Here is a 10329-nt window from a genome sequence, read left to right on the forward strand (position 1 = left end):
ATGCCTAAGCCCACTCTCAACCTTGCCGGCTAGAGCGCCGGCCCTGTGGTGTTCCATGGCGATTCGTAAAGCTCGTAAAGTGCGACGGCTGCCGCCCCCTGCGCCCACAGTTCGTCGCTTGCAACGTCGAAAACCAGCTCTGCGACGCCTGCCAGCGATGGCGGCACGGCGGCGTTGTAACTGTCGCGGATGCTGGTAATGAAGGGCTCGCCGAGCTCGAGACTGGAGCCGGTGATGATGACCCGTGGCGGCGCAAACAGCGTGACGATATTGGCAAGCGTCAGGCCAAGGGCTGCACCGGCGCGCAAGGCTGCCGCTATAAGATCGTTGTCTTCCGCCGCAATCAGCGCATGGGCATGCTGCATGCCGCGACCAAGCCGGATAGCTTCTGCAAAACGCCCGTCCACCGGGCGGGAACCGAGAATGGCGTTCTCGCCCGCCTGGCTCGCCAGCCGCACGGTTCCTTCACTGGCAAGGCCGATCACGAGGTCACCGAGATTGTGGCTGAGGCCGCCTGCACCACGAAACAGCTGGTTTTGATGCATCACGCCAAGCCCGAGTGTCTGCTCGAGCGAGATCAGCACCATGTCCTCAAGATCGCGCGCATGGCCGAACCAGTGATGGGCAAGCGTGATGGCGTGGGCGTCGCTTTCGATGATGGTGGGGGAATTCAGCCGTGAGGTCATTTCCTCGGCAAAATCGACGTTTACTTCCCGCAGGATAGGGCTGCTGCGGATCCTGCCGGTGCGATGTTCGATGACGCCTGGCAGGCCAAGGCAGACCATGTCCACATCTTCCAGCGACAGTCCGGCATCGACCACGCAACGCCTCACCCCGTCTTCCACCAGATCGGCAATGACGCCGATCGGTTGGCGGTCTACACGGATCGGCAGGGCGAGGGTGGACAGCACGTTGCCGCAAAAATCGGTGACGACGAAGACCATGCGGCTTGCCGCAATCTTGGCGCCCACCACGCGCGCCGCATCCGGGTTCAGCTCCAGCATCACCCGCGGCCTGCCGCGTGCGCCCTCCGTGCGGATATCGCCGATATGGCGGGTAAGGATAAGCCCGTCATCGAGCAGCGATGCGGTGATCGCCGATACGGTGGTGGTGGAAAGCTGCGTTCTTTCGCTGATTTCCACCCGGGAGATCGGTCCGTGGCGGCGGATGCTGTCCAGCACGCTTAGCCGGTTGATCGCGCGCATCAGTTCTGGGTCTGCGGTCTTCATGGGGTCCTGCTGCGATCAATGCCGGTTCGAAAACCAATTTATGTCGGATTGCGGATTAAATAACGGTGTCAGGGAGGGGTGTGTCAAGCCATTCGCTCAAAAAATCAGCATGGCGCCTTGACAATGAGCGAGTGCTAAGGTGAATTAATCCGCATTGGGGAATAAATGAGGAAATCCCCGAGGGAGGATCACGATCATGACGATTAGGCACGCAGGCGCAAGCCTGGGCGGCAGGCTGATAGGCTTTGCCACAACGACAAGCATTGCTCTCATGCTCGGCGCCGCAAGCGCCTCGGCCGCAACGGTCGTTAAATGGATGCATGTGGAGCTGGACCCGAAATCCGTGGCCGTCTGGGAGGAGATTGCCAAGGACTATGAGGCCAAACATCCTGACGTGGACGTGCAACTGCAGTTTCTGGAAAACGAGGCGTTCAAGGCAAAATTGCCTACCCTGCTGCAGTCCAACGACGTTCCCGATTTCTTTTATAGCTGGGGTGGCGGTGTTCTTGAAGAGCAGTCCAAAACCGGTGCGCTGAAGGACCTGACGGAAGTTTTCGACGCCGATGGTGGCAAGCTGCGCCAAGCCTATAGCGCGGCCGCAATCGATGGTCTGTCGTTTGACGGCAAGGTCTGGGCCGTGCCTTACCGCGTCAGCCTCGTCAGTTTCTTTTATAACAAGGAGCTGTTTGCCAAGGCGGGCGTAAAAGCGGAAGACATCAAGACCTGGGACGATCTCGGCGCCACCGTCAAGAAAATCAAGGCAGCGGGCATCGTTCCGATTGCCGGTGGTGGCGGCGAAAAATGGCCGATCCATTTCTACTGGAGCTATCTCGTCATGCGCAATGGCGGGCAGACCGTGTTCGACGCCGCCCGCAAGGGCGAGGGTGAAGGCTTCATGGATCCCTCCATCATCAAGGCGGGCGAGCAACTGGCCGAGTTCGGCAAGCTCGAACCCTTCCAGCCCGGCTATCTCGGCTCCACCTGGCCCCAGGCGCTCGGCGTTTTCGGTGATGGCAAGGCCGCGATGATCCTCGGCTTTGACAATACTGAAGCCAACCAGCGCAAGAATGCCGGTGACGGCAAAGGCCTTGCGGCAGAGAATATCGGTCGCTTCGCCTTTCCTGCCGTCGAAGGTGGTGCTGGCAAAGTCACCGACACGCTGGGCGGTCTGAATGGTTGGGCAGTCACGAAAAACGCTTCCAAGGAAGCGATCGATTTCGCGGCCTTCCTGACCAGCAAGGAAAGTGAAGAAAAGATGGCGGCTGCGGGCATGATCCTGCCGGTTGCGACGGGTGCGGATGGAGCGGTCAAGAACCCGCTGCTGGCGGATTCGGCCAAGCAGCTTGCAAGCTCTACCTGGCACCAGAACTTCTTCGACCAGACACTGGGCGCTGCCGTTGGCCGCGTGGTCAACGATGTCTCCGTCGAAATCGTTTCCGGCCAGATGAGCGCCGAAGAGGGTGCCAAGCAAATTCAGGATGCTTTCGAGCTTCGCTGATTTCGGTTCCATGACGGCGCCGCGCGGGACGCGGCGCCGCAGTATCTGCCTGAATGAAAGCGGATAGAGATGACGGATATTTCCATGACTTCTGCGTCCATACCGGCGCGCGGCGCGTCGAAGACGAAGCGCAAGCAAAGCTCAGTCGCGCATGACCGTGCGCTGACCCTGCTGGTCTTCCTTCCGCCCGCATTGCTGCTCTTTACCCTGTTCGTCATCCTGCCCATGGGCGAGGCGGCATGGTACAGCCTTTACCGCTGGAACGGTTACGGCACGCCGACCGATTTCGTGGGCTTGAAGAATTTCCAGGTCCTGTTCGGCAATGCCGCCTTTTCGCAGGCTCTGCTCAATAACGGCCTCATCATCCTGATTTCCGTGCTGATCCAGATCCCGCTGGCGATCTGGCTTGCCATGATGCTGGCGCACCGCCTTCGGGGCGTCGTTGCCTTTCGGCTGGTTTTCTTCCTGCCCTATGTCCTTGCGGATGTCGCGGCCGGCCTGATCTGGCGCTTCGTTTATGATGGCGATTACGGCCTTTTCGCTGCCATCTCCAATTTCTTCGGCTTCGCCAACCCTTACGTCCTGGCCGACAAGGATGTGGCGATCTACGCCGTGCTTGGCGTCATCGTCTGGAAGTATTTCGGTTTCCACATGATGTTGTTCATCGCCGGCCTTCAATCCGTCGACAAGAACGTGCTGGAAGCTGCCGAAATCGACGGCGCCTCCGGCTGGCAGAAGTTTCGATACGTCACCTTGCCGATGCTCGGCTCAACGGTGCGCCTGTCCGTCTTTTTCGCGGTGATCGGCTCGCTACAGCTGTTCGACATGATCATGCCGCTCACCGGCGGCGGTCCGTCCAACTCCACGCAAACCATGGTCACCTTTCTCTATACCTACGGCGTCATGCGCATGCAGGTGGGGCTTGGCAGCGCGGTGGGTGTCGTTCTCTTCGTTATCTGCGTGACGCTCGCCTTCGGTTACAAAAGGATTTTCATGCGCCATGACTGAACCATCCACTTCCGTCCGCATGCCGCTGCAAACAAAGCTCTATCTTTATATATCGCTGAGCCTGATCGCGGCCATCGTGCTCATCCCGCTTCTGACGACGGCGCTTGGCGGCTTCAAGACGCTGGGGGATCTCCGCGTCAACCCGTTCGGCTTGCCAGCCGAGTGGCAATGGGCCAATTACGGCGATATCCTCTTTGGCAAACGCTACTGGCTGCAGATATTCAATTCGCTGGTGATTGCGCTGTTGACGGTCTTTTTGACGCTGACCGTCTCGGCCATGGCCGCCTTCACCTTTGCGCATGTGAAATTCTTCGGCTCGTCTTTCCTGCTGAATTACTTCCTGCTGGGACTGATGTTCCCGGCAGCGACCGCCATCCTGCCGCTGTTCATCCGCATCCGCGATCTCGGTCTGCTCGATACCTATTGGGGCGTGGTTCTGCCGCAGGTGGCTTTTGGGCTCGGCATGAGCATCCTTCTGTTTCGCAATTACTTCCGCAATCTGCCGGAAGAGTTGTTTCAGGCCGCTTTTGTGGATGGTTGCGGCTATCTGCGCTTCTTCTGGCACATTTCGATGCCGCTCTCACGACCCATCGTGGCGACGGTGGGGATCGTTTCCTTCGTCGGCAGCTGGAACAGCTACATTCTGCCGCTGATCATGCTGAACTCGGAATCGAAATATCCTTGGCCACTCGGCATCATGGTATATCGCGGCGAATTCGGCACGGAATGGCAGCTCGTGCTCGCCTTCATCACGCTGACGATCCTGCCGACCGTCATCGTCTTCTTCCTCGCACAGAAACACATCATCGCGGGCCTGACGGCCGGTGCCGTCAAATCGTGACTTGAAAGGAGCAAAACATGGCTTCCGTCGAACTTAGGGATATCCGTAAGTCCTATGCCTCGCTCGATGTCATTCACGGCATCTCGCTCGATATAACCGATGGCGAATTCATTGCGCTGGTCGGGCCTTCGGGCTGCGGCAAATCTACCCTGCTGCGCATGGTCGCCGGGCTGGAGGAAATCACCGATGGGGATATCCTCATTGGCGGCACCGTCGTCAATTCCATGACGCCGCGCGAGCGCAATATCGCCATGGTATTCCAGTCCTATGCGCTTTATCCGCATATGACGGTCGCCGAAAACATGGGCTTCAACCTGAAGCTTGCCGGGCAGCCGAAAAACGTCATCGATGAGCGCGTGGCGGAAGCCGCACGCATGCTCGATCTCGGCAAGCTTCTGGACCGCAAGCCCTCGCAGCTTTCTGGTGGCCAGCGCCAGCGCGTCGCCATGGGCCGCGCCGTGGTGCGCAACCCGGCCGTCTTCCTGTTCGATGAGCCGCTGTCCAATCTGGATGCCAAGCTGCGCGTGCAGATGCGTAGCGAAATCAAGGCTCTGCATCAGAAAGTAGGTACGACCTCCATCTACGTCACCCATGATCAGATCGAGGCAATGACGCTGGCCGACCGGGTGGTGGTGCTCAATCACGGCCGTATCGAGCAGCAGGGCACGCCGCTCGAACTTTATAAGACACCTGCCAATCTCTTCGTTGCCGCCTTCATCGGCTCGCCGGCCATGAACCTCATCGAAGGCGTGGTCGACGGCGAGGGCGATGAACCCGCCGCCCGGCTGAAGGACGGGACGGCGATCCGCATTGCCGCCTCAAGAAATGTCAAGCGCGGCCAGCCGGTGACGATCGGATTGAGACCGGAACATATCGGTTCGACCGTCGGCGGCGATATTTCACTGTCCGGCAGGACGGTGTTGGTCGAGCCGACAGGCGCGCAGACGCATGTGGTCTTCGAACTGGCGGGCGATCAGGTTACGGCGGTGGTGGATGGCGAGCAACTGGTCAAGGTCAACACCCCCTTTGCCGCCACCGTGCATCACGAGCGTGTGCATGTGTTCGACAGGGCAAGCGGTCTGGCGCTTTAGACGTGTTTCGTTTTTTAGTGGAATAACGAAATTCTCTCGCTCCCCGGCATTTGGGGCTTGTCTGAAAATTATGAGCGGTTAGCTTGACAAATTGGGAGCCAAAGCGGTTTTACCGCTGAACTGTATCGATACAGGAGGAGATTTTTATGAAAACGATCAAGGGACCGGGTCTTTTTCTCGGTCAGTTTGCCGGTGATGCTGCGCCTTTCAATACATGGGACGGCATTACCAAATGGGCGGCAGAAAAGGGTTATGCCGGCGTGCAGGTTCCCACCTGGGCCGGGCAGTTGATCGATCTGAAAAAGGCTGCGGAATCCAAGGATTATTGCGATGAATTTGCGGGTGTCGCCCGCCAGAATGGCGTCGAGGTAACCGAGCTTTCCACCCATTTGCAGGGCCAGCTGGTAGCCGTTCACCCCGCCTATGACGAAGCCTTCGATGGTTTTGCAGCACCTGAAGTGCGCGGCAATCCCAAGGCTCGCCAGCAATGGGCGGTGGAACAGGTGAAGCTTGCCCTGAAGGCTTCGAGAAATCTCGGCATCAACGCACATGCGACCTTTTCGGGTGCTCTTGCCTGGCCCTTCATCTATCCGTGGCCGCAGCGCCCGGCCGGTCTGGTGGAAACCGCCTTTGACGAGCTGGCAAGACGCTGGACGCCGATCCTTGATTACGCCGATGAGCAGGGCGTGGATGTCTGCTACGAAATCCATCCCGGCGAAGATCTGCATGATGGCGTGACTTTCGAGATGTTCCTGGAGCGTGTGAAGAACCACAAGCGCGCCAACATGCTCTATGACCCGTCGCATTACGTGCTGCAATGCCTTGATTATCTTGACAATATCGACATCTACAAAGACCGCATCAAGATGTTCCATGTCAAGGACGCTGAGTTCAATCCGACCGGCCGCCAGGGCGTGTATGGCGGTTATCAGGGTTGGGTCAACCGTGCGGGCCGCTTCCGCTCGCTGGGTGACGGGCAGGTGGATTTCGGTGCGGTGTTCTCGAAAATGGCTGCCAATGATTTCGACGGATGGGCAGTGGTTGAATGGGAATGCGCGCTGAAACATCCTGAAGACGGTGCCCGGGAAGGGGCCGAGTTCGTCAAGCACCATATCATCCGCGTCACGGAAAAAGCCTTTGATGATTTCGCATCTGCCGGCACCGATGATGCGGCCAACCGGCGCATGCTTGGGCTTTAAAAGCATTTCCAGGAAAAGTGTGAAGCCGTTTTCCGTGTGGGAATGCGCTTAGAAAATGCCGAGGAGACATTATGGCTATTGAAGGAAAGACAACCGACAAGGCGAACACGCGGATTCGCCTGGGCATGGTGGGTGGCGGTTCGGGTGCATTTATCGGCGGCGTTCACCGCATGGCCGCGCGGCTCGACAACCGCTTCGATCTCGTGGCCGGGGCCTTGTCCTCGACACCGGAAAAATCCCTCGCCTCTGGCCGCGAACTCGGGCTTGCTCCAGAGCGTTGCTATGGGTCATTTGAAGAAATGGCAGAGAAGGAAGCGCTTCGCGAGGATGGTATCGAGGCGGTAGCGATCGTCACGCCCAACCACGTACATTATCCTGCGGCGAAGGCGTTTCTGGAACGCGGCATCCATGTCATCTGCGACAAGCCGCTGACCTCCAATCTGGAGGATGCCAAAAAGCTGAAGGACGTGGCGGACAAGGCGGACGCGCTGTTCATCCTCACCCATAACTACACCGGTTATCCTATGGTGCGGCATGCGCGTGAACTGGTGGAAACCGGTGCGCTCGGCAACATCCGTCTGGTGCAGATGGAATATCCGCAGGATTGGCTGGCTGAGCCGTTGGAGCAGACCGGTGCGAAACAGGCCGTCTGGCGCACCGATCCGGCGCAATCCGGTGTCGGCGGCTCCACAGGGGATATCGGCACCCATGCCTATAATCTCGGCTGCTTCATTTCCGGTCTGGAAGCCGATGAACTGGCAGCGGATGTACATACCTTCGTGGAGGGTCGCCGTCTGGACGACAATGCGCATGTGATGCTGCGCTTCAAGCCAAAGGACGGCAAGCAACCAGCCAAGGGCCTGCTTTGGTGCAGCCAGGTGGCTGTCGGGCATGAAAACGGACTGAAGGTCCGCGTTTACGGCGACAAGGCAGGCATCGAGTGGACGCAGGCTGATCCGAACTATCTCTGGTTCACGAAGCTTGGCGAGCCGAAACAGCTCATCACCCGCGGCGGTGCTGGCGCCGGTGCTGCGGCCGCGCGTGTCACGCGCATTCCCTCGGGCCATCCGGAAGGATATCTCGAAGCCTTCGCGACCATCTATACCGAAGCGGCTCACGCCATCGAAGCCCGCCGCACCGGTTCGGAGCTAGACAAGGCGGTCACCTATCCGACCGTCGATGACGGTGTCAAAGGCGTCGCTTTTGTCACCGCCTGCATCGAATCCGGTAAAAAGAATGGCGGCTGGGTGAAGCTGTAAGATCGACATGGCTTCGCGGCGTATTTCTTCTTCCTGGGGGGAGAAGGGCCGGATGAGGGGGCAAGCTCTCGGCTTATCTCTGCCTGCTTTCCCCTCACGACCCACCTGAAGACGTGATCAATTTACGCGTGTCATCTGCTGCTGCATTCGTTCAGTCACGGGGCAACCGTCCTGTATTCTCGTCCAGGATGAGACGTTGAGTTTCATTTCGCAGCGCGCGAGATAGGAGCCGCCATCGACCCTGAGGCAGGATGTCTGGCCGAGTTCGAACATGACACCGCGATTTCGGCATTTGCAATTGTGGGCATCCGCCAAGGTGGGGATCAGGGCCAGGGCTAGACCAATTACGAGCACTCCAAAACGCATGGCTGAGGCTCCAAAAGACAGGCCACCAGATTATACCTGTCCGACGGTATAGTCAAAACAGCCACCTTCAACGATGCGCACCGCAAGGCCATAACAGGCTCGAACTCTCCTGCTTTCACCCGATCAAAATCGCCCTGATATCATTCACATTCGTCAGCGTCGGACCGGTGACGACAAGGTCGCCAACCGCCTTGAAGGCGGTGTAGCTGTCGTGTCCCACCAGCGACTGGCGCGGATCGGCACCGGCGTTGCGCATACGCGCAAGCGTATCGGGCGTCACCAGTGCGCCTGCCGCATCCTCAACGCCGTCTATGCCGTCGCTATCGCCGGCGATGGCCCAGATACCGCCTGCACCCTTCAGCGTCAGCGCAAGGCTCAGCAGAAATTCCGTGTTGCGCCCACCCTTGCCGGCCAGCCCTTTGCCGATCGTCACCGTGGTTTCTCCGCCGGAAAGCACCACGGCCGGGCCTTTGACTGGCAGGCCCTTGCGGCTGGCGGAGAGGGCGATACCCGCCATCACCGCGCCGACATCCTTTGACTCGCCCTCCAGCGAATCCCCGAGGATGAGCGGCGTAAGGCCAAGCTTCACCGCCTCGTCCGCCGCCGCCTGTAGGGCGAGCGAGGGTGTCGCGATCAGCCTGATGTCCTCTTCTATATCGCCTGCCTTCGGCGTTTCCTCGCCCTTTTCCAACACTTTGCGCACATTCTCGGGAAGATCGAGCGCATAACGGGAGACGATTTCCCGCACATTGTTGATATCGCTCGGATCGGCAACCGTGGGGCCGGAAGCGATTTCGGAGGGATCGTCGCCCGGTACGTCTGAAATCAACAGCGAAACCACTCTGGCCGGTTTGGCGGCCAGCGCCAGTCGCCCGCCTTTGATGCGGGAGAGGTGCTTGCGCACGGCATTCATCTCGGAAATCGTCGCACCGCTGGCAAGAAGTGCGCGGTTGACGGCCATCTTGTCCGCAAGCGTCATGCCTTCGGCGGGTGCGACCATCAGTGCCGAACCGCCGCCGGAAATTAGCGCGATCACCATGTCGTCTGCAGTCAGCCCTTCAACGGAGGCAAGAATGCGTCTTGCCGCTTCCGCACTCATGTCGTCGGGCACGGGATGGGAGGCCTCGATGATTTCGATGCGCCCGGCCGGAACGGCATGACCGTAACGGGTTACGACGATACCGGAGAGGTTCACATCCGCCCAGGCCTTATCAAGCGCTGCGGCCATGGCAGCCGAGGCCTTGCCCGCGCCGACCACCACGCACCTGCCCTTGGGCGGGGAAGGAAGATGATGTTGCAGCACCTTTGCGGGATCGGCACTCGCCACTGCCGCCATAAATATGCGGTTGAGGGCGTCTTTTGCGCGGAGATCGTTCCATGCGGTCATATGTTCATACTCCGATCCAGAGGAAGCCGAGCGCAAACAATGCCGGCAAAGCCTGAATGAACAGGATTTTCATATTGGCGGTAATGGCGCCGAAAATGCCGGCTACCAGGACGCAGGTGAGGAAGAAGACCTTGAAACTCAGTCCTTCATCGCCCTGCGTGAGCCCATAGATCAATCCGGCTGCCAGAAAACCATTGTAAAGCCCCTGATTGGCGGCAAGCACCTTCGTCTGTCGCGCAAAATCCGCAGAGAGGCCGAAGGCCTTGCGGCCGGCCGGCTTTTCCCACAGCAGCATTTCCAGAATGGTGATGTAAACATGGATGGCCGCAACCACGGTAATCAGAATGCTGGCGATCATCGGCGTTTCCTCCAAACCCTGATGTCCGGCGCGTCAATTATCCGCAAAAAGGGAAAGGCCGACCGGATAATCCGTTTTAACGGTGGTAAACAT

At 59.0% G+C, this 10329-nt stretch carries 10 protein-coding genes; 6 read left to right on the forward strand and 4 right to left on the reverse strand.

Annotated elements, in window-relative coordinates; translation table 11 throughout:
* Positions 1-29: 29 nt before the first annotated feature.
* Positions 30-1229: an ROK family transcriptional regulator gene (locus ACQZ5Y_RS09125; protein WP_003510733.1), complete on the reverse strand. Its 1200-nt coding sequence runs from the start codon at positions 1227-1229 to the stop codon at positions 30-32.
* A gap of 196 nt (positions 1230-1425) precedes the next feature.
* On the opposite strand from ACQZ5Y_RS09125, the gene ACQZ5Y_RS09130 reads away from it, so the two are divergent.
* The 6 genes from ACQZ5Y_RS09130 to ACQZ5Y_RS09155 all read left to right on the forward strand — a co-directional run bounded on the left by ACQZ5Y_RS09130 (position 1426) and on the right by ACQZ5Y_RS09155 (position 8125).
* Positions 1426-2727 carry an ABC transporter substrate-binding protein gene (locus ACQZ5Y_RS09130; protein ID WP_174050429.1) on the forward strand — a complete coding sequence of 434 codons (1302 nt, stop codon included), beginning with the start codon at positions 1426-1428 and terminating at the stop codon, positions 2725-2727.
* A 69-nt stretch (positions 2728-2796) separates the two neighbouring features.
* Positions 2797-3735: a carbohydrate ABC transporter permease gene (locus tag ACQZ5Y_RS09135; protein ID WP_112650720.1), complete on the forward strand. Its 939-nt coding sequence runs from the start codon at positions 2797-2799 to the stop codon at positions 3733-3735.
* Positions 3728-4576 (forward strand): carbohydrate ABC transporter permease, encoded by an 849-nt coding sequence (locus ACQZ5Y_RS09140; RefSeq protein WP_003510727.1) that lies wholly within the window; start codon positions 3728-3730, stop codon positions 4574-4576. Before ACQZ5Y_RS09135 ends, ACQZ5Y_RS09140 begins: the two co-directional genes overlap by 8 nt.
* A gap of 17 nt (positions 4577-4593) precedes the next feature.
* Complete coding sequence (locus ACQZ5Y_RS09145) at positions 4594-5667, forward strand: ABC transporter ATP-binding protein (protein ID WP_174050427.1); 1074 nt, start codon at positions 4594-4596, stop codon at positions 5665-5667.
* A gap of 146 nt (positions 5668-5813) precedes the next feature.
* Positions 5814-6866, forward strand: a complete 1053-nt coding sequence (locus ACQZ5Y_RS09150; protein WP_003510723.1) for a sugar phosphate isomerase/epimerase family protein — start codon at positions 5814-5816, stop codon at positions 6864-6866.
* A gap of 71 nt (positions 6867-6937) precedes the next feature.
* Entirely contained in the window at positions 6938-8125 is a 1188-nt protein-coding gene (locus tag ACQZ5Y_RS09155; RefSeq protein WP_013761506.1) for a Gfo/Idh/MocA family protein, read from the forward strand.
* A gap of 117 nt (positions 8126-8242) precedes the next feature.
* On the opposite strand, the gene ACQZ5Y_RS09160 is transcribed toward ACQZ5Y_RS09155, so the two are convergent.
* The 3 genes from ACQZ5Y_RS09160 to ACQZ5Y_RS09170 form a co-directional block, all read right to left on the reverse strand.
* Positions 8243-8491, reverse strand: coding sequence for a hypothetical protein (locus ACQZ5Y_RS09160; protein WP_003510719.1), 249 nt, complete (start codon positions 8489-8491; stop codon positions 8243-8245).
* 115 nt (positions 8492-8606) lie between these two features.
* A complete protein-coding gene (locus ACQZ5Y_RS09165; protein WP_174050425.1) occupies positions 8607-9878 on the reverse strand; it encodes a glycerate kinase type-2 family protein in 1272 nt (423 codons plus the stop codon).
* Between the two features lie 4 nt (positions 9879-9882).
* On the reverse strand, positions 9883-10236 hold the full coding sequence (locus ACQZ5Y_RS09170) for a DUF1304 domain-containing protein (RefSeq protein WP_174050423.1): 354 nt from the start codon (positions 10234-10236) through the stop codon (positions 9883-9885).
* Positions 10237-10329: the final 93 nt, after the last annotated feature.

It is taken from the genome of Agrobacterium sp. A3-95 (assembly GCF_053521785.1).

Bases quoted from the DNA above. Each gene is read 5' to 3' on its own strand.
- ACQZ5Y_RS09170 (WP_174050423.1), bottom strand. From the start codon at position 10,236: ATGATCGCCAGCATTCTGATTACCGTGGTTGCGGCCATCCATGTTTAC.
- ACQZ5Y_RS09140 (WP_003510727.1), top strand. From the start codon at position 3,728: ATGACTGAACCATCCACTTCCGTCCGCATGCCGCTGCAAACAAAGCTC.
- ACQZ5Y_RS09155 (WP_013761506.1), top strand. From the start codon at position 6,938: ATGGCTATTGAAGGAAAGACAACCGACAAGGCGAACACGCGGATTCGC.
- ACQZ5Y_RS09165 (WP_174050425.1), bottom strand. From the start codon at position 9,878: ATGACCGCATGGAACGATCTCCGCGCAAAAGACGCCCTCAACCGCATA.
- ACQZ5Y_RS09160 (WP_003510719.1), bottom strand. From the start codon at position 8,491: ATGCGTTTTGGAGTGCTCGTAATTGGTCTAGCCCTGGCCCTGATCCCC.
- ACQZ5Y_RS09150 (WP_003510723.1), top strand. From the start codon at position 5,814: ATGAAAACGATCAAGGGACCGGGTCTTTTTCTCGGTCAGTTTGCCGGT.
- ACQZ5Y_RS09125 (WP_003510733.1), bottom strand. From the start codon at position 1,229: ATGAAGACCGCAGACCCAGAACTGATGCGCGCGATCAACCGGCTAAGC.
- ACQZ5Y_RS09130 (WP_174050429.1), top strand. From the start codon at position 1,426: ATGACGATTAGGCACGCAGGCGCAAGCCTGGGCGGCAGGCTGATAGGC.
- ACQZ5Y_RS09135 (WP_112650720.1), top strand. From the start codon at position 2,797: ATGACGGATATTTCCATGACTTCTGCGTCCATACCGGCGCGCGGCGCG.
- ACQZ5Y_RS09145 (WP_174050427.1), top strand. From the start codon at position 4,594: ATGGCTTCCGTCGAACTTAGGGATATCCGTAAGTCCTATGCCTCGCTC.